Below are 20,394 nucleotides of genomic sequence, written 5' to 3'. Positions count from 1 at the left end.
GTCACGGCCACACAGATTAGGAATAAAAGATGTATCGCTACGACGAATACGATCACCAGATTGTCAAAGAACGCATTGCCCAATATCGCGGTCAGGTAGAACGCCGCCTGTCCGATGAATTGGCCGAAGATGAGTTCCGCATCTTGCGTCTCCAAAACGGTTTGTACATGCAACGCCACGCCTACATGCTGCGGGTTGCCGTTCCTTATGGTCTGCTGGCTTCAGCGCAAGTGCGTAAGTTTGCTTATATCGCCCGCAAGTATGATCGCGGTTATGGCCATTTCACAACGCGTCAAAACATTCAGTACAACTGGATCAAGCTGGAAGAATCCCCAGACATTCTGGCGGACCTGGCAACGGTAGAAATGCACGCTATCCAGACTTCCGGTAACTGTATCCGTAATATTACGTCGGATGAATTAGCTGGCGTAGCCGCCGATGAAGTGATTGATCCACGTCCTTACGCAGAAATTCTGCGTGAGTGGAGCACGTTCCATCCAGAATTTGCGTATCTGCCGCGTAAGTTTAAATTTGCGATCAATGGCTCGGAAGAAGACCGTGCAGCAACTGCCGTGCATGACATCGGATTGACCATGGTCAAAGATGCGTCCGGCGAAGTCGGCTTTAAAGTCATGGTCGGCGGCGGCATGGGTCGTACACCGATTATCGGCAGCGTGATCCGCGAATACTTACCTTGGCAACATGCTTTGACCTACATGGAAGCAATCCTGCGCGTCTATAACCAACACGGTCGTCGCGACAATATTTACAAAGCCCGTATCAAAATTTTAGTCAAGGCCATTGGACCGCAAGAGTTTGCGCGTCAGGTCGAAGCTGAATGGCTGGACATCAAAGATGGTCCGGGTACGCTGACGGTCGAAGAATTGCAACGCGTCGCACAATATTTCACGGCACCGGCCTACGAAACATTGCCAGCCACCGATGCAGAATTTGAAGCATTGAAAGCCAGCGACAAAGCTTTTGGTAACTGGCTAAAACGCAACGTCAAAGCGCACAAAGTGAGCGGCTACGCTGCGGTCATTCTGTCATTGAAGAAAACTGGCGTACCACCCGGCGACATCACCGCAGACCAGCTTGACTTTGTTGCCGATCTGTCTGACCGCTACAGTTTCGGCGAAGTGCGCGTGACGCACGAACAAAATCTGGTGCTGGCGGACGTCAAGATTTCAGAGTTATTCACATTCTGGCAAGCCGTGAAGGCGCAAGGGCTGGCAACGCCAAATATTGGCTTGCTGACCGATATCATTTGCTGCCCTGGCGGTGATTTTTGCTCGCTGGCGAACGCGAAATCGATTCCGATTGCACAAGCGATTGCTGAGAAATTCGACAATATCGACTTTCAACATGACATCGGTGAGATTGAATTAAACATCTCAGGTTGCATTAACGCCTGCGGTCATCATCACGTCGGCAATATCGGTATTTTAGGTGTCGATAAAGATGGCGCAGAATGGTACCAAGTCTCGATCGGTGGTGCGCAAGGTAACAGCACCAGCATTGGTAAAATCATCGGCCCTTCGTTCTCGGCACATCAAATGCCGACCGTGATTGAGCGTCTGCTCAGCGTGTATGTCAAACAGCGCACCGAAGATGAACGCTTTATTGACACGGTACAACGCCTTGGCGTCGCACCGTTCAAAGAATACGTCTATGCCACGCCGATCAAAGCCGCACAACCGACTGGGGAGGACGCTTGTGTCTGAGTCTGCTATCAACATTATTAAGAACCGTAGCGTCGTCGCCGATGACTGGACCGTCCTCCGTTTAGCGGTCGACGATACTGCAGAGACGGTTGAAATACCATCTGGCAAAGTCATCGTTCCTTTGACTGTATGGCAAGCACAACGTGCAACGCTGGAAGGCCGCTCGCAATTAGGCGTCTGGCTCAGCAGCAATGCGCGTCCTGAAGCATTGAAAGACGACCTCGCACATTTTGAATTGATCGCCGTTGACTTCCCAATCTTTACAGATGGTCGCGGTTACTCAATCGCCTTCAATCTGCGTACCCGTTATGGTTACGAAGGTGAGCTACGCGCTATCGGTGACGTCTTGCGTGACCAACTATTTTATATGTCACGCGTTGGCTTCGATGCATATGCAGTGCGGCCCGACAAGAACATCAATGATGCGCTAAAAGGCCTGACCGATTTTTCGGAAAAATATCAAGCCTCGTGGGACGAAAAAACCCCTTTGTTCCGTCGTGTAAAACGCCAGCCAGTGGTGCAAGGATAACCATCATGCCGACTACCGCACCAACTATCTCTTTGCCTGATCTGATTGCCGCTACTAAAGCGACGTTGGAAAAAATCGCCAGCGAATATACGCCGGCAGTATTTGCCTCGAGCCTCGCAGCGGAAGACATGGTGCTGACCGATCTGATCTTGCGCAGCAAACTGGACATCGGCATTTTTACGCTTGAAACAGGACGACTACATGCCGAAACTTTAGGCATGCTGGACCGGATCAAGGAAACCTACGACTACACAGTCACGCCGTTTCGTCCACAAACTGAAGCGGTTGCCGCCTACGTTGAACAAAACGGTTTGAATGCGTTTTATGATAGCGTAGACATGCGTAAGGAATGCTGCCGCATACGCAAGATTGAACCGTTGAATCGGGCACTGTCGGGCAATAAATCCTGGGTGACCGGACAACGTCGCGCACAGTCACAAACCCGCGCCGAACTGCACGTCCAAGAGCAGGACGACGCCCATGCGATGACCAAGTTCAATCCGTTGGCAGACTGGTCCGAGGAAGATGTCTGGGAATATATTCGCAGCAACAATGTGCCGTATAACCCGCTGCACGATAAGGGTTACCCGTCGATTGGCTGTGAGCCATGTACACGCGCCATCCAGCCCGGTGAAGATGTCCGTGCCGGTCGTTGGTGGTGGGAAAATCCAGACTCCAAAGAATGTGGTTTGCATGTAGTCGATGGAAAGCTGATCCGGATTAAATCCATAGCTTAAGTCCAAAGAACTTGCAAAGACCTTATTTAAGCCTCAGTTAATACCTAAGTTAATACCTAAGAGATAACACACCATGAACACTGCAGTAGAAAAACTTTTTCTCGATAACGCCAGTGACCGCCATCTCGACTGGCTGGAATCTGAAGCGATTCACATCATGCGCGAAGTGGCGGCGGAGTGCAGTAATCCGGCGCTGCTTTTTTCTGGTGGCAAAGACTCAGTAGTCATGTTGCGGATCGCCGAGAAAGCCTTCCGTCCAGGCAAATTTCCGTTCCCTTTGGTGCATATCGACACAGGCCATAACTTTGCAGAAGTTATCACTTTCCGCGATAAAAAAGTTGCGGAACTGGGTGAGCGCCTGATCGTTGGTTCGGTCGAAGATTCGATTCAACGTGGCACCGTACGTCTGCGTAATCCACTCACTGACTCACGTAATGCTGCCCAAGCAGTGACTTTGCTCGAAACGATTGCCAAATATAAGTTCGATGCTTGTATCGGTGGTGCGCGCCGCGATGAAGAAAAAGCGCGCGCCAAGGAACGTATCTTTTCGTTCCGTGATGAATTCGGTCAATGGAATCCAAAAGCGCAGCGTCCTGAACTGTGGGATCTGTATAACACCCGCGTGCATCCAGGTGAAAACATGCGCGTGTTCCCTATTTCCAACTGGACCGAACTCGATGTCTGGCAATACATTGCGCGCGAAAAGCTTGAATTGCCGCCGATTTATTTCGCGCATCAACGTCAGGTCATTCCACGCAACGGCCTGTTAGTGCCGTTGACCGATCTGACACCGGCTAAAGAAGGCGAAGTAGTCGAAATGCGCGAAGTGCGATTCCGCACGGTGGGTGACATTTCATGCACCTGCCCGGTTGCCTCCGACGCGACCACGGTTGAGGCCATCATTGCCGAAACCGCGATCACACAAATTACTGAACGTGGCGCTACGCGCATGGACGATCAGACATCGGAAGCATCGATGGAAAAACGCAAAAAAGAAGGATATTTCTAATGAACGCCGCAGTGTCTGAAAAAAATCTAGTGAATATTCAACCATCAAAGCAAGAACGCGGTCTGTTGCGCTTTATCACAGCTGGCTCAGTGGATGATGGCAAAAGCACGTTAATTGGCCGACTATTGTTCGACAGCAAAGGCATTTTTGCCGATCAGCTGGATGCCATGTCACGCGCCAAACACAAGCGCACAGTTGGCGACACCATTGATCTGTCCTTATTGACGGACGGACTGGAAGCCGAACGGGAACAAGGGATCACAATTGATGTTGCGTACCGCTACTTCGCCACACCAAAACGCAAGTTCATCATTGCCGACACACCTGGACACGAGCAATACACTCGCAACATGGTTACCGGCGCATCGACGGCTGACGCAGTGATCATTCTGGTAGACGTCTCAAAAGTCAAACTTGGCGATGATGGCAGCGTTGAATTGCTGACGCAAACCAAACGCCACTCGACCATTGCGCATCTGCTACAGATCGAACACGTCATTGTGGCCGTGAATAAAATGGATTTGGTCAACTACGATCAAGCCGTGTATGACCGCATCGTTGCTGCGTATATGGACTTTGCCAAACAGCTCGGCTTGAAAGATATCCATGCAATCCCACTGTCGGCACTGGCTGGCGACAACGTGGTGGTGGCTGGCGACAAGATGCCTTGGAACAAAGGGCCGACTTTGATTACCTTGTTGGAGTCGCTGAGCGTCTATGACGAGTGCCACGATGAGCCATTTCGTTTCCCAGTGCAACTGGTGGCACGTCACAACGGACACGAAGCCAATGACTTCCGTGGTTACATGGGTCGGATCGAAGCTGGTAAAGTCAGCAAGGGCGACAAACTGACCATTCAGCCAAGCGGACAAAGCGCGACGGTTAAAGATATTCTGGTATTTGAAGGATCGCTTGAGTCAGCTGCGGTCGGTCAATCAGTGACGCTATTACTAGAAGAGCATTTGGACATATCACGTGGTGACATGCTGGCCTCCGTTGACCGCGCACCGGCATTGCTGAAAACACTCAGCGCCGATCTGTGCTGGTTGTCAGAGGACGCACTCGACCTGCGCCGTAAATACTGGATTAAGCATACGACCAAGCAAACTGGTGCACGCATCACTAAAATTGATACGCTGCTGGATATCAATACGCAAGAACGTCGTACAGCCGACACACTGAAGCTGAACGATATTGCGCGGGTTTCTTTGACAGTACAGCAACCGATTGCAGCGGACTCATACGAAGCAGTGCGGGCAACGGGGGCGTTTATTCTGATTGACGAAGTGACGCATCAAACCGTCGCGGCTGGCATGATCCGTTTCGACTGACGTAGACCACAGACGCAAACTTGATCATGCAATTCACTTCTACCTCCACTACGAATGCCTCCAATGTCGAATCTGCCGCAAGCAGCTTCGGCAAGGTGGTGTTAATCGGTGCCGGACCCGGCGCTGCTGACCTCATCACCGTGCGTGGCGCCCGTGTTCTGGCGCAAGCAGACGTGGTATTGCATGATGCTTTGGTCACGCATGACATGCTGGCGTTATGTCCACAAGCAATCAAAATTCTGGTCGGTAAACGTTGCGGCCAGCTATCAACGGCGCAGCAGTTCATCAACAAGCAATTGGTTGATAACGCTAAAAAATATTCACTGGTTGTACGCTTAAAGGGTGGCGACCCGATGTTATTTGGTCGCGCAGACGAAGAGTTGCGGGCATTGGAAGCGCATGGAATTGAAGTGGAAGTCGTGCCGGGAATTACCGCAGCTTTGGCTGCTGCGGCGTCTGCACAACAGCCATTAACCAAGCGTGGCGTATCTCGTAGCGTTGCCTTTTTTACATCGAGCACGGCACCAGATGAGGCTGATCAAACCACCATTCCGAATTGCGATACGTTAGTGCAATACATGGGTGGCCGTGAAGCCACCGCTACCGCGCAACGTTTGCTGGCGCAGGGACGCCCTCCATCAACACCTGTCGTTGTCGTTGAAAATTGTAGCAGGGATAACGAGCGTATTTTTAGGTTGGAACTGAGCCAGTTAGAAGTTGGATTGACGCAGTGTGAAGGACCTGTTTTGGTAATGATTGGCGAGGCTTTGGCGGAGCGGGTTGGAAAGGTAATCCCGACTGACGATGCGCTCTGCAATCAAAACGTGGCTTAGTTTTTTGAATCCTCTTTGGTGCGGCATCCGGTCAAAATAAAATAAAATCTCACACCAGATGATTCTGTACAAAGTTATTTGGACTTTTACTTAGCACCGTAAAGTAGCTTCCAACAAACTCATCCTAAAAATCTACAAGCTCCCCACACAATAGCGCGCAATCGCATCCAACACTTCTGGCTGCTCACCAACGGCTTCCGCCACCGTGATCATCGTCCCCGGATATTGGGCCTGAGCCTCAACAACCAACAACGGCAAGTCACGCTTTACATGGCCGCCCTGCCCCAAAAACACCGGCACAATACTAATTTCAGTTATGCCATCCGCAGCACATTCTGCCAATACCTCGGGCAAGCGTGGTGTCATCAACTCCAGAAAAGCCAACACGACTCTTACATCCGGTAATTGTTGCTGCGTGATTTTTTGCAGACGTTCAAACGGCTCCACCCAACTTGCCGCGCGCGCGCCGTGCGCGAACAAAATTAATGCTTGTTTTTTCATATATATGTCGCCTCCCGGCCAATATTTGTGTGACTAGTGTTGCGAAAGAATGTTGTGAATACTTGCCATTAAGGCAAATATTTAAGTTCAAAAAACAGCCAAATAACTAAAATAATTGATTAAGGCAATCAATTCATAAAGCTAATGTCGCTCAACCCGCGACAAGGCCCCTATCGCCGCCATCAAGAACAATATGCTTGGCACGGCCGCGGTAATCAACGGCGGCCAGGTATTGAGCAAACCCAGATGCGAGAACAAACTGTTCACCAGCTGGAAGCTGAGACCAATCATAATACCGGTAAAAATCTTCAGACTAACGCCACCCGCACGGAAATGCAGATAAGCAAACGGCAACGCGAGCGCCATCATGACAAATATCGATAACGGATAGATGACCTTCTTCCAGAATGCAATTTCATAGCGCTCAGTATGCTGATTGTTTTCAGCCAGATGCTTGATATAGGCATGCAAATCAAAAGCAGACATCCGGTCCGGGTCGGCAAAGAGCACCGCCAGAATTTCGGGAGTGATTTCGGATATCATTTCTTTCGATGCGACTTTCTTCGTCGCAATCGCTGTGTTGATCGTATCGGCCAATGTCCCTGCACCGTTCGCAAAATCGGTCTGCACAACATCACTCAACCGCCATAGGTGCGAACCGGCGTACACGCTATGATCCGCCAGGATAATCGAAGTGAGGTGGAAATTATGGTCAAATTCATAGACTTTAACGCCTCGTAGCTCACCATTTGGCAGGATGTCGTGAATATTAATAAAACGCGATCCGATAATCTCACCGGTGAGTCCACCTGACTTAATCACGTCCTTACTCCACAACCCCGACTTAAACTCTTGCGAAACCGATGCGCCTTTGGCGCCTAGCTTCAGCTTTTCGGCAAATTCAGCACTTTTCGGCGCAACGAACTCACCAATCAATACCGTTGCGACCACAAACAGAATGCCAATTTTAAATAACATCCACGCGGTCATCTTGGTCGACATGCTGGAAACCCGCATGATCGTGAATTCAGAATGAGCGGCGAATTGCGAAAGTGTATAAATCGTGCCGATCAAAACAGCAATCGGCATTAATTCGTAGGCGTAGCTCGGCAATCCCAGCAAAACAAAACCGAACGCGTGTTGTAACTTATATCCACCGCGACCGACCGATTGCAGTTCACCCATCAAATCGAAAAAGGCAAACAGCGCCAGAAACGCGGCCAGTGCAAACAATACCGAGCGCACAATCTCTGTGGTGAAATAGCGTTGTAAGACTTTCATGACGCCGCCGATTTCTTAAGGATACGAGCGTGCTTGATCGCCGACCAGACAACTAAAGGATGGTAGCGACTATTCACCTTGAGGCGCCACGAGAACAGGAACAAAATCAGCCCTAAAACCACCACATGCACCGGCCATAAGGCCGTCAGGAACGATAATCGCCCTTGTACTACGGTGGCCTGGAAAAAACTTACCATATTGCTGTACGTTACAAATAGTAAGAGTGCGATGATCAGGCTGGCAGAACGGCCGACGCGGGGATTCACAAAACTCAATGGAATCGCTAGTAACATCAAGCACAAAGCCATCATCGGCAACGACATCCGCCAAAGCAATTCACCCATATTAAAATTATTCGGGGTTTTCAGTAGCGCTATGGTCGGCAAAGCGCGTGACGACTTATCACCACTTAATGCCTGCGATTCACTGGCGACCAGCGTCCCGTAGCGCTCAAACTCCATAATACGGAAATCGCTCTGCGTACTGACGCTGTCATACCGACGACCCTGAGACAAAGTCAGAAATTTATCGCCCTTTTTATCTTGCTCAATCGTGCCCTCTTTAGCAATGACGATACTGTTCTTGCCCTCAGTCTGGGTGTTAATAAAAACGTTTTTAACTTTATTACTATCTCCGGAAAATCCCTCAACGAAGAAAATACGATTGCCGGTCGATGACTCCTGAAACTTGCCGGGAGAGACTTTCGATAAGTCCTCGCGTTTCTCGAAGCGCTCCCGATACTCTGCGCTTTGCGTGTTAGCCCACGGTGTCGCGACGAAACTGAGAAGAGCCGTCAAGACGACAATCGGCAAGCCAAACAGCAATACCGGCTTAATCCAGCGCGTTAAACTGAGGCCAGATGCAAACCAGACCACCATTTCTGAGTCCTGATAACTGCGGGTAACCACGAGAAGCACAGAAATATAGCCAGTTAAAATCAATATGATCGGCAAATAATTTAGCGCCTGAAAGCCGATCAGAGCAATGACATCTGCGGATGCGATTTGGCCACCAGCCGCTTGTCCAAGAATCTTGATCAACATGACGGTGATGGTTATTGTGAAGAGCGTGGTGAACACGGCGCCTGCCGTACTCAACAATTCGCGTCGAAGAGCGCGCTGAAAAATCATGGGGGGACTATAATTGAGGATCGATAAGGAGTAACTGATGGACTTTAGCATAAAAACACACGACGCAAAAACCTCAATTGCCACACTCAAATCCGGCTGTATCGTAGTCGGGGTCTTCGAAAACAAAAAACTAACACCACAAGCACAAGCACTTGACAAAAGTGGAGAAATTACTGCTGCGCTAAAGTCTGGCGATATTTCCGGCAAACCCGGCTCAACGTTACTTTTACGTAAAATCAATGGCACCGCTACCGAGCGCGTTTTACTCATCGGATTAGGACCTGAAGGCGATATCTCCGACAAAGTTATTTCCATGGCTGCGCTATGCGTTGCACGGGTAGCATCAACTCTCGGTGCGAACGATGCGGTCATTGCGTTGCCTTACACAAGTATTAAAGAGCGTAATCAAGCGTGGGGTATTCGCACCACGGTTCAAGCGCTACGCGACAACGACTATCGTTGTGACGGATTGAAAAGTAAGAAAGAGTCCACCCCAACGGGCGTGAAGAAATTCGCGTTTCTTGCGACCGCTGTCCAACTAACAGCCGCTAAAGAGGCACTAGCCCAAGCTGTCGCGCTTGCTAACGGCACTGATCTGACCAAAGACCTGGGCAACCTGCCCGGCAACTTTTGCACACCGACCTATCTCGCTAACACTGCCAAGAAATTGGCAAAAGAGTTCAAGCTTGAAGTCGAAGTACTCGACCGTAAACAGCTGGAAGCCCTCAAAATGGGTAGTTTTCTGTCAGTCGCACGCGGGAGTGATCAGCCACCCAAGTTCATTGTGCTGAAACATCTCGGCGGCAAGGTTAAAGATGCACCAGTCGTTTTGGTTGGTAAAGGCGTGACATTTGACTCTGGCGGGATTTCACTCAAAGCTGGTTTGAGCATGGATGAAATGAAATACGACATGTGCGGTGCAGCCACGGTATTGGGCACATTGCGCGCCATTTCTGAGATGAAGCTCAAATTAAACGTGATCGGGGTCATTGCCGCGACCGAAAACATGCCTTCTGGCAGTGCGACCAAACCGGGCGACGTCGTCACGTCAATGTCCGGCCAAACCATCGAAGTACTCAATACCGATGCTGAAGGCCGTCTGGTCTTATGCGATGCGTTGACCTACGTCGAACGTTTCAAACCAGCCGCGGTAGTCGATATTGCCACCTTGACAGGCGCTTGCGTGACTGCACTTGGTCATCATAACTCCGGCTTGTTCACGCGCCACGACGATGCACATGATATATTGGCAAATGAATTGTTAAGCGCAGGTAAAGCGACCGGCGACACGGCGTGGCGTATGCCGATTGAAGACAGTTACCAAGAGCAATTAAAGTCGAACTTTGCCGATATGGCAAATATCGGCGGCTCAGCTGGTGGCAGTATCACGGCGGCTTGCTTTTTGGAGCGCTATACCAAAAAGTACACTTGGGCGCATTTGGATATCGCTGGAACTGCATGGAAAGGTGGCGCTGCTAAGGGCGCAACCGGCCGTCCGGTGCCTCTGCTGACCAACTTCCTGATAAATCGGGCAGCGTTAGCCAAATAAAGTTAATTACCGAAAGGAATTAATTCAGGCAACATTGAAAAATGTTGCCAAGAAAAAATAGGCGCTCAACATCAGGTTGAGCGCCTATTTTCATATTACACTGCCACTAAAGCCTCATCGGGCATTGGTCGTGGATCGTCGGTAATTCAGGCAATCCTTCAAAACATTTCCGCACGAGGCAACTAGCGTATCAGCGTTGACCAGTCACTCAACGTGTTATATCCCGAACTTCTCGCGTCAAGTCTAGCCATTCTTCATCCTGTTGAGCAAAATGTCATCTTGCTTTACTTTTTAATACCTGTAGGATTATGGTCATTAAGACCACTTTTAAAGGTCTTTTTGTAACCACAATAAGCCGACAATTTTGATCGTGCATCTCATCATGTCCCGAGTTCTTGGGATTGTTTGCTATATACGCAATATATTATTCGCCATACTTATTAGTGCAATTTAAGCAATTACTTTCATTAACTGCTAAAAAAATCACATTACTGGCATCTACTACTTCAGACAACAAAATCCGTTAAACCACGTACAAGATCAGGCAACAGCGATGATAAAATTCCTTCATTTTAGTTGCTTTTAAAATAACAAAGTACCATAACTACTCTGCACAATCTAGCGCTGTGGCCGCAACAGCAGAGGCAAAAGAGTCCCTTGTAGCATCCAGAATATTCAGAAAGGATCACTGAATTGAAAGCATATTTCAACAACTTGCTAGATAGACTGGAGCAGCATGTCCGTCATTTTACGGATCGCTTCGGCACCAACGCCACCCTATCCAAAACCGCCGACGAACGACCTTTACGTGCGGAATTATTCAGTGCGTTACAAATGGAACAGCATGGCAAACTACTCGCCACTGATCATCAGATCAATCTTCAGATGACTCCCGATCAACTGCTGCCGCGTCTGGCCGACAACGAGCGCGTTTTAATGTACGCCTGCAATCTGCTGATTGAATCCGTTAAGAGCAAACGCCAGATCACGCCAGCAGCAGAATGGCTACTGGATAATTTTTATTTAATCGAAGAACAAATACGCACCGCCAAACGCCATCTCCCCAAAAACTACAGTATGGAATTGCCGCGCCTGTTAAAAGGATCATCGGCAGGATTTCCGCGCGTCTATGATATTGCCTTAGAAACAATTTCTCACGGTGATGCCCGCGTCGATCCTGAAAATTTAAGTCGCTTTGTCGCCGCCTATCAAAAAATCATGCCGCTTAAAATGGGCGAATTGTGGGCGATTCCCATCATGCTTCGATTGGCGCTCATTGATAATCTGCGGCGCGTCGCGGCGCGCCTCGCCATCGGAAGCCAGCACCGTAATCTGGCTGATTCGTGGGCCGACCAAATGACAGAAGTAGTCGAGACCGATCCTAGTAGCCTGATTCTGGTGATCGCCGACATGGCCCGCTCAGATCCCCCGATGGTGGGATCGTTTGTGGCGGAACTAGCGCGCCGCCTGCAAGGTCAGGGACCGGCGCTGGCATTGCCGCTAACGTGGATAGAACAACGTCTTTTGCAATCCGGCGATACCGTCGAACAACTGGTGCTAACCGAAATACAGCAACAAGCCGCCGATCAGGTATCGATTAGTAACAGCATCGGCAGCCTACGCTTTCTGGCTACGATGAACTGGCGTGAATTTTTCGAGACCATGAGTATCGTGGAACAGACCCTGCAAACTGATCCACTAGAAGTGTATGGAAAAATGGATTTCGGCACCCGGGATCAATACCGCCATAGCGTTGAACATATTGCCAAACACTCACATCTGACCGAGTTCGAAGTGGCGCAACAAGCGGTGGCACTGGCTCAGGAAGCGGCCGCCCGCTTGTCCAGTAGCGAAGATAGTCCAGAAAGCTCAAATCGAACAGAGAATAACAATTACGTTGGTAATATCGACCCACGTAAAGCGCACATCGGCTATTACCTGATTGATGAAGGTCTGCTGCAAATCGAAAAAATCGCTGCCGTCCGCCGCCATGGCCTTGATCGCTTTCGTAAATCGGCCAGTCGCATGCCGTTGCGCATGTATCTTGGCGGAATTGCCATCCTCACGACGCTCCTGACCGCCGGTTTGTTGTACCACGTCTATATTTATGCTTACCCGCTTCACGCCAGAAAGTGGGAGCTGCCAATCATCGCCGTACTGGCGCTCATCGCCACCAGCCATCTTGCGTTGGCTTTAGTGAACTGGCTGGCGACCTTACTCGCCAAGCCACAAAGGCTTCCTCGCATGGATTTTTCGGAGGGAATTCCGGGAGAAGCCAGAACCTTAGTCGCCGTGCCCAGCATGTTAATGCATGCTGAGGGTGTCGACGATTTATGTGAAGCATTAGAAGTACGTTTTTTGGCAAATCGTGATCCACATTTGCATTTTTGCCTGCTGACTGATTTCCGTGATGCATCTACTGAAAGCCAGCCAGAAGATACGTTACTGCTGCAAATTGCCGAACAACGCATCAATGAACTCAACGAGAAATATAACCCGCAAACCCACAATACTTTCTTCCTCTTTCATCGTCCAAGGCGTTGGAATCCACAAGAAAATATCTGGATGGGCTACGAACGCAAGCGCGGCAAGCTGGCGCAGTTAAACGCTTATCTGCGCGGCGCTGAACGCTCTTCCTTTATGCGCATTGTCGGCAAGCCCGAAGTACTATCCAACATCAAATACGTCATCACGCTGGATACCGATACACTGTTACCGCGTGATGTTGCATGGCAACTTTCCGGCGCAATGGCGCATCCGCTCAACACGCCGTTTTATGATCCGGCGCTGCATCGGGTTACCGCGGGATATGCTATTTTACAACCGCGTATCGCCAATAGTTTACCTGGCAGCAATACCTCTTATTACGCGCGTTTGTACGGAGGCGAATCCGGCATCGATCCTTATACCCGCGCCGTCTCCGATGTGTACCAGGATTTATTTAAAGAAGGATCGTTCATCGGCAAAGGCATTTACGATGTCGATGCGTTTGAACATGCGCTGACTGACCGCCTTCCCGAGAATCAGATTCTTAGTCATGACTTGCTGGAAGGCTGTTATGCGCGCTCGGGCTTACTGTCGGATATTCAACTATATGAGGAATATCCCAACCGCTATGGCACCGACGTTAGCCGTCGCCATCGATGGATCCGTGGCGATTGGCAAATTGCTGGCTGGTTACGGCCACGCGTGCCAGCGTCGGACAAGTCGACACCACGCCAACCCAACTTTTTATCGACTTTGTCGCACTGGAAAATATTCGATAATCTGCGCCGCAGCCTAATTCCGAGTGCACTATTTCTGTTGCTTATTTTAGGTTGGACGATCTTCAATGCGCCACTTTTCTGGACTGTCACGGTCATCGGGATTATCGTTTTACCGTACATCATTGGTTCGATTCTCGATCTCTTGCGCAAACCCAAAGACGTATTATTACGGCAACACTTAAAAGCTGTCTTTGATAGCGTGGTGAATTACCTGATCCAGGCCTTACTGACACTTGCATTTCTTCCCTATGAAGCGTGCTATAGCATTGATGCCATTCTCCGCACTATTTGGCGCATGCTGATATCGCACCGCCGCATGCTGGAATGGAATCCTTCCAGCGAAATCAGCCGCCACAGCGCCAACGACATCTTCAGTAGTTTCAGGGCTATGTGGATGGCACCGCTGCTGGCCGTGGCGATTGCGGTCATCGTGATCGTGACCTATCCGCGCGCATTATTTACCGCAGCGCCTTTGCTGGTGCTGTGGATCATCGGACCGGCAATCGCGTGGCGCATCAGCCTGCCGCAACAACCTACAAAATCACAACTGACGAGAGAGCAATACCGGTTTTTGCGTAACCTGACGCGCAAAACATGGGCTTTTTTTGAAACCTATGTCGGCCCTGAGGACAACTGGCTTCCGCCCGACAACGTTCAGGAGCAGCCGGTGGCAGTGGTTGCGCACAGAACCTCGCCGACCAATATCGGGATGGCATTACTGGCTAATCTTGCGGCCCATGATTTTGGCTACATTCTGATCGCGCAATTGCTGGAACGCACCGATAACACCGTGCGCACACTTCTCACATTAGAACGCTATCGGGGCCATTTCTATAACTGGTATGACACACAATATCTCAAACCACTTCAACCGATGTATGTCTCCACGGTCGATAGCGGCAATCTGGCTGGCCATCTACTGACATTGCAAGCCGGGCTGAATGCATTGAACGATCAACCGATCATCGGCCATCAATGGCTGCTGGGACTGTGGGATACGCTCTCTATTTTGGGCGAAGCAATCGATGCTGCGGAAGATTCAAAAGACAAAGCAGCGAACGAACGCATTGCGTTTCATCTGGAGTTAGCGAGCGCATGCGCATCGCCACCGATCAGCCTCAATTCATTACAGCGCATGCTTGAACGATTAACTGATGGGGCATTGGCAATCGAGAGTGCACTCCACGCTGGCCAAAGTTCCGAAATCAGTTGGTGGTCACGGACGCTGGTGCATCATTGCCGCGAAGCCAGCGCAACGCTGGCATGGCTAACGCCGTGGATGATGTTGCCGCAACATGCACACAGGATGACTGAGTTGCCGCACCTCAATCACATTCCAACTCTGCGCGATCTGCTATCCCTTGAAACGCGATTACAGGAAGCCGAGCATAAAGTATCTGCTGCACTGACTGAAAACGACGATGTTTTAATGACCTTAACCAACGCATCAGGGATACGTACTGCAGAGAAAAATGCGCAGTTAACGGATATTTATGCCAGCGTAGCGGTCGCTGCACAACGTGCCTCCAAGTACATTAAAACGATTGAACGGCTGACGCTCGAACTGCGGGAAATGGCCCAGATGGAATACGAGTTTCTATACGATCGCGCCAGTCACTTACTCGCAATTGGTTACAACGTCAGTGAACGTCGCCGCGATGCAAGCTATTATGATTTGCTGGCGTCGGAGGCGCGTCTTTGCAGTTTTGTCGCTATTGCGCAGGGTCAGCTTCCACAGGAAAACTGGTTCTCGCTAGGGCGCCAACTCACGACCGCTGGCGGCGCACCGATCCTGCTGTCATGGAGCGGCTCAATGTTCGAATATTTGATGCCACTGTTAGTAATGCCGACGTTTGCCAACACGCTACTCGACCAAACTTATCGCTCTGCCGTTAAACGCCAGATCGACTATGGCGCACAGATTGGCATGCCTTGGGGAATTTCGGAATCCGGTTACAACGCTTTCGACGCCAACCTGAACTACCAATACCGTGCGTTTGGTGTGCCCGGATTAGGCCTTAAACGTGGATTAGCGGACGATCAGGTTATTGCCCCTTACGCATCCGTATTGGCATTGATGGTCGCACCTGAACAGGCTTGCGTGAACCTGCAACGACTGACAGCGGACGGCTTCCAGGGAAAATATGGCATGTACGAAGCCGTCGACTATACACGCTCACGACTTCCCCGCGGTCAGTCGCATGCACTGATTCGGTCGTTCATGGCGCATCACCAAGGGATGAGTTTACTGGCCCTAACCTATCTGTTGCTGGATCAGCCCATGCAGCAGCGCTTTGGTTCAGACCCGTTATTTCAAGCCACCATGTTATTGCTGCACGAGCGCGTACCAAAGGCCAGTGCGTTCTACTCAAACAGTCATGAATTAGCGGAAATTCGCACTGTTGCGGCTAGCACGCAAGAGATGCCGGTTCGTATACTCGGCAGTGCGAATACACTGATTCCAGAAGTCCAGTTACTATCAAATGGTCGATATCACGTGATGGTCAGTAATGCCGGTGGCGGCGCCAGCCGTTGGCGCGATCTAGCCGTTTCACGCTGGCATGAAGATACTACCTGCGACAATTGGGGAACCTTCTGTTATGTCCGTGACCTGATAAGTGGTACTTATTGGTCTAGCACTTTCCAACCAACCCGCAAACTGGCACAGGATTATGAAGTCATCTTCTCCGAAGGTCGTGCTGAATTCCGTCGTCGCGATTCGGGCGAGGGCTATGATATCGAGATGCATACCGAAATCGTCGTTTCTCCGGAAGACGATATAGAACTCCGGCGCACCCGCATCACCAATCGCTCGCGTAATCGCCGCTCAATCGATATCACCAGCTATTCTGAAGTCGTATTAGCACCAGCCGCCGCCGACAGCGCCCATCCGGCCTTTAGCAATCTGTTCGTCCAGACCGAAATTCTGCCTGATCAGCGTGCCATTCTATGCACCCGGCGGCCCCGTTCCATTGATGAAAAAATGCCATGGATGTTTCATCTAATGGCAGCGCACGGTGCCAAAATCGATATCATTTCCTACGAAACAGATCGTATGCAATTTATCGGTCGCGGCCGTTCCATTAATGCCCCTCAAGCCATGCTCAACCAGGATCCGCTGTCAGGCAGTCAAGGTTCAGTACTCGATCCTGTGGTGGCGATCCGCTATCGGATTACGCTGGCGGCAGAACAAACCGTCACCATCGATATGGTCACCGGTGCCAGTGAAACAAGAGACGTTTGTCTCACGCTGATCGATAAATATCAGGACCGACATCTGGCCGACCGGGTGTTTGATTTGTCATGGACCCACAGCCAAGTCATATTACGCCAGATTAATGCAACAGAAACAGATGCCCAGCTTTATGGCCGATTGGCAAACTCAATTATCTATGCCAATAGCGCGCTGCGCGCTGATGCCAGCATATTGATCAAAAATACGCGTGGTCAGTCAGGACTGTGGAGTTATGCCATTTCCGGGGATTTACCGATCGTCCTGCTACAAATTAAAGATGTCGCCAACATCGAACTGGTAAGACAACTGGTACAAGCCCACTCTTACTGGCGACTGAAAGGGCTAGCGGTCGATCTGGTGATCTGGAATGAAGACCACGCTGGTTATCGACAATTGCTACAAGACCAAATTATGGGCTTGATTGCCGCCGGTATCGAAGGCCATGTGATAGATCGGCCTGGCGGTATTTTTGTCCGGCCCGGCGATCAAATTGCTAATGAAGATCGCATCTTGCTGCATTCAGTGGCGCGTATTGTGCTGACCGATAGCGGCGGTACGCTAGCCGAACAGATCAACCGTCGCAGCGTTATAGAAAGCCGGGTTCCGCGCTTGACTGCGAGCAGAAGTCCAGCTGCACAATCAGTTAGTCGAAGCGACAACACCAATCAGTCAGTCAGTCCGCTGATTCAACGTAGCGATCTTATTTTGACCAATCCGTATGGTGGCTTCACGCCGGATGGCCGGGAATATATGATCACCACCGGCGAAAAACAACAAACCCCAGCGCCATGGGTTAACGTGCTGGCGAATGCTGAATTCGGTACCATCGTTTCCGAAAATGGGATCGCTTATACATGGGGCGAGAACGCCCACGAATTCCGCCTGACGCCGTGGCATAACGATCCCGTCAGCGCATCAAGCGGTGAAGCATTTTTTCTTCGGGATGAGGAGACAACCGAATATTGGTCGCCGACGCCGCTCCTATCAACTAATTCATCCTCGCATGGTGCAGCCAACCAACTTTCTACACCTTACGTGACCCGCCACGGTTTTGGATATAGCGTATTTGAGCACATAGAAAATGGCATCGCATCCGCGCTCTGGGTGTACGTTGCAACAGACGATTCGGTCAAATTTTCGGTCCTCAAATTACGTAACGATTCCGGTCGCACGCGTAAATTATCGGCAACCGGTTACGTTGAATGGGTGTTAGGTGATTTGCGTGAAAAGTCGATGATGCATGTCGTCACCGAAGTAGACCCTAACAGTGGCGCTATTTTTGCACAGAATGCCTACAACACTGAGTTCAACCAGCGTGTCGCCTTCTTCGATGTCGATGATCCTAATCGCACACTCACTGGTGATCGGACTGAGTTCTTAGGACGCAACGGTTCTCTACAACAACCACAGGCGCTGGAACGGACGCATTTATCGGGAAAAGTAGGCGCGGGACTGGATCCGTGTGCTGCCTTACAAGTGCCCTTTACGCTCGCCGATGGCGAGAACCGGCAACTGGTCTTCATGCTTGGATTATCCAAAAACGGCAGCGCCGACGGCAGCGCTCTGGTGCGCAAACTGCGCGGAACAGCGGCGGCCCAAAGCGTTCTGGATGCCGTGCATCGTTATTGGGATCAAACGTTGGGTGCGGTACAAATTGACACGCCAGATCCTGCACTCAATGTACTGACTAACGGCTGGCTCATATATCAAACCATCGCCTGCCGACTCTGGGCACGCAGCGGCTACTATCAGTCCGGTGGCGCTTTTGGGTTCCGCGACCAATTACAGGACGTTATGGCATTGGTCCATACGCAGCCCCATTTATTACGTGCCCATCTATTACTTTGCGCAGCCCATCAATTTGTCGAAGGCGACGTTTTACACTGGTGGCATCCACCGTCTGATCGCGGCGTACGCACCAAATGCTCCGATGACTTTTTATGGCTGCCGCTCGCAACGTGTCGCTACATCATTGCGACCGGCGATACCAATATTCTGGACGAAGTAGTACCTTTTATCGAAGGCCGTCTGGTCGGCGACAACGAGGATTCGTATTACGATCTTCCTACGCGCTCTTCCAAGTCAGCCAGTTTGTACCAGCATTGCACGCGCGCGATCACCCACGGTTTGCGCTTTGGTAGCCACGGACTGCCTTTGATCGGATCATGCGACTGGAACGATGGAATGGACAAAGTGGGCGAACATGGGCGCGGCGAAAGCGTTTGGCTAGGATGGTTTCTATACGACGTATTAACTGTTTTTTCCGGCATCGCCATGCAACATGGTGACACAGCTTTTTCTGATCTCTGCACATCGGAAGCCCAAAAACTGCAAACCAATATTGAAACCAACGCCTGGGATGGCAACTGGTATCGCCGCGCTTATTTCGATGATGGCACGCCGCTCGGCTCCGTCAGCAATCCCGAATGTCAAATCGATGCCATCTCCCAAAGCTGGGCCGTGATATCCGCCGCGGGCAATCCTGAACGTTCCCAAAAAGCCATGGACGCGGTCGATCAGCGTTTGGTGCGGCGCGATGCCGGCCTCATTCAGTTGCTTGATCCTCCATTCGACAAATCACCACTCAATCCAGGCTACATTCGCGGATATGCTCCTGGCGTACGTGAAAACGGCGGCCAATACACACACGCTGCGATCTGGACCGTCATGGCCTTTGCTACGCTCGGCGACCACCGCCGTGCATGGGAACTGCTCGCCCTGATCAATCCAATTAACCACGGACAAAGTGCAGAAAAAATCGCGATTTATAAAGTCGAACCGTATGTTATTTCCGCCGATGTATATGGCGTGGCACCGCATATCGGGCGCGGTGGATGGAGTTGGTACACAGGTTCGTCAGGCTGGATGTATCGCCTCATCACGGAGTCGCTACTCGGCCTGAAATTAGAAAAGGATCAACTCTCATTCAATCCATGCATGCCCGCAGAATGGTCAACCTTTTCGATGCGTTATCGTTACGGCAGCACGCCTTACCAAATCAGTATTACCCAACACCAAGATGGAGAAGCCGCTGTCAGCATTGACGGCATGCTGCATCAGGGCTCCGCGTTTACGTTAGCCGACGATCAGAAAGAGCATGTGGTCGACATCAGGATTGTCAGAGCTGCTGCGGCTCTCAGCAACAACGATGGCAATACTACGGATGATGTCGCCACCTAGTAACGTAGACATAACGCTACGTTGCGCATCTCAAAGATGGCAAGGAAAAGCTGTCGCTTTAAAATAAGCTTAAGCGACAAGCTTCCTGA

At 50.6% G+C, this 20,394-nt stretch carries 11 protein-coding genes; 8 read left to right on the top strand and 3 right to left on the bottom strand.

From position 1 onward, the window contains the following. The first annotated feature begins 29 nt into the window (after positions 1–29). From RGU75_RS13125 to cobA, 6 genes are all read left to right on the top strand, one after another. On the top strand, positions 30–1,724 hold the full coding sequence (locus RGU75_RS13125; protein WP_322236596.1) for a nitrite/sulfite reductase: 1,695 nt from the start codon (positions 30–32) through the stop codon (positions 1,722–1,724). Continuing rightward, complete coding sequence (locus RGU75_RS13120; protein WP_322236594.1) at positions 1,717–2,253, top strand: DUF934 domain-containing protein; 537 nt, start codon at positions 1,717–1,719, stop codon at positions 2,251–2,253. The genes RGU75_RS13125 and RGU75_RS13120 overlap by 8 nt, the downstream gene beginning before the upstream one ends. Positions 2,254–2,258: 5 nt before the next feature. Then, positions 2,259–2,990: a phosphoadenylyl-sulfate reductase gene (locus tag RGU75_RS13115; protein ID WP_322236592.1), complete on the top strand. Its 732-nt coding sequence runs from the start codon at positions 2,259–2,261 to the stop codon at positions 2,988–2,990. A 73-nt stretch (positions 2,991–3,063) separates the two neighbouring features. Further along, positions 3,064–3,999, top strand: coding sequence for a sulfate adenylyltransferase subunit CysD (cysD, locus tag RGU75_RS13110; RefSeq protein ID WP_322236590.1), 936 nt, complete (start codon positions 3,064–3,066; stop codon positions 3,997–3,999). Further along, a complete protein-coding gene (locus tag RGU75_RS13105; RefSeq protein ID WP_322236588.1) occupies positions 3,999–5,330 on the top strand; it encodes a sulfate adenylyltransferase subunit 1 in 1,332 nt (443 codons plus the stop codon). The genes cysD and RGU75_RS13105 overlap by 1 nt, the downstream gene beginning before the upstream one ends. 26 nt (positions 5,331–5,356) lie before the next feature. Continuing rightward, complete coding sequence (gene cobA, locus RGU75_RS13100) at positions 5,357–6,163, top strand: uroporphyrinogen-III C-methyltransferase (protein WP_322236586.1); 807 nt, start codon at positions 5,357–5,359, stop codon at positions 6,161–6,163. Positions 6,164–6,295: 132 nt separating this feature from the next. On the opposite strand, the gene RGU75_RS13095 is transcribed toward cobA, so the two are convergent. From RGU75_RS13095 to lptF, 3 genes are all read right to left on the bottom strand, one after another. After that, complete coding sequence (locus RGU75_RS13095) at positions 6,296–6,664, bottom strand: CbiX/SirB N-terminal domain-containing protein (RefSeq protein WP_322236584.1); 369 nt, start codon at positions 6,662–6,664, stop codon at positions 6,296–6,298. 141 nt (positions 6,665–6,805) lie between these two features. Continuing rightward, positions 6,806–7,945 (bottom strand): LPS export ABC transporter permease LptG, encoded by a 1,140-nt coding sequence (gene lptG / locus RGU75_RS13090; RefSeq protein ID WP_322236582.1) that lies wholly within the window; start codon positions 7,943–7,945, stop codon positions 6,806–6,808. Further along, positions 7,942–9,075: an LPS export ABC transporter permease LptF gene (gene lptF, locus RGU75_RS13085; protein WP_322240506.1), complete on the bottom strand. Its 1,134-nt coding sequence runs from the start codon at positions 9,073–9,075 to the stop codon at positions 7,942–7,944. Before lptF ends, lptG begins: the two co-directional genes overlap by 4 nt. 37 nt (positions 9,076–9,112) lie before the next feature. Here lptF and RGU75_RS13080 point away from each other — a divergent pair, with 37 nt between their 5' ends. Together RGU75_RS13080 and RGU75_RS13075 are read left to right on the top strand one after the other, a co-directional pair. Beyond that, positions 9,113–10,624, top strand: a complete 1,512-nt coding sequence (locus tag RGU75_RS13080) for a leucyl aminopeptidase (RefSeq protein WP_322236580.1) — start codon at positions 9,113–9,115, stop codon at positions 10,622–10,624. Positions 10,625–11,317: 693 nt separating this feature from the next. Next, positions 11,318–20,305, top strand: a complete 8,988-nt coding sequence (locus tag RGU75_RS13075; protein ID WP_322236578.1) for a GH36-type glycosyl hydrolase domain-containing protein — start codon at positions 11,318–11,320, stop codon at positions 20,303–20,305. Positions 20,306–20,394: the final 89 nt, after the last annotated feature.

The organism is Glaciimonas sp. CA11.2 (genome assembly GCF_034314045.1).
GTDB lineage: Bacteria > Pseudomonadota > Gammaproteobacteria > Burkholderiales > Burkholderiaceae_D > Glaciimonas.
This window is presented reverse-complemented; position numbering and strand designations above follow the sequence as displayed.

Excerpts from the sequence above, each read along its gene's own strand:
- RGU75_RS13125 (WP_322236596.1), top strand. The coding sequence starts at position 30 with ATGTATCGCTACGACGAATACGATCACCAGATTGTCAAAGAACGCATT.
- RGU75_RS13115 (WP_322236592.1), top strand. The coding sequence starts at position 2,259 with ATGCCGACTACCGCACCAACTATCTCTTTGCCTGATCTGATTGCCGCT.
- cysD (WP_322236590.1), top strand. The coding sequence starts at position 3,064 with ATGAACACTGCAGTAGAAAAACTTTTTCTCGATAACGCCAGTGACCGC.
- RGU75_RS13105 (WP_322236588.1), top strand. The coding sequence starts at position 3,999 with ATGAACGCCGCAGTGTCTGAAAAAAATCTAGTGAATATTCAACCATCA.
- cobA (WP_322236586.1), top strand. The coding sequence starts at position 5,357 with ATGCAATTCACTTCTACCTCCACTACGAATGCCTCCAATGTCGAATCT.
- RGU75_RS13095 (WP_322236584.1), bottom strand. The coding sequence starts at position 6,664 with ATGAAAAAACAAGCATTAATTTTGTTCGCGCACGGCGCGCGCGCGGCA.
- lptG (WP_322236582.1), bottom strand. The coding sequence starts at position 7,945 with ATGAAAGTCTTACAACGCTATTTCACCACAGAGATTGTGCGCTCGGTA.
- lptF (WP_322240506.1), bottom strand. The coding sequence starts at position 9,075 with ATGATTTTTCAGCGCGCTCTTCGACGCGAATTGTTGAGTACGGCAGGC.
- RGU75_RS13080 (WP_322236580.1), top strand. The coding sequence starts at position 9,113 with ATGGACTTTAGCATAAAAACACACGACGCAAAAACCTCAATTGCCACA.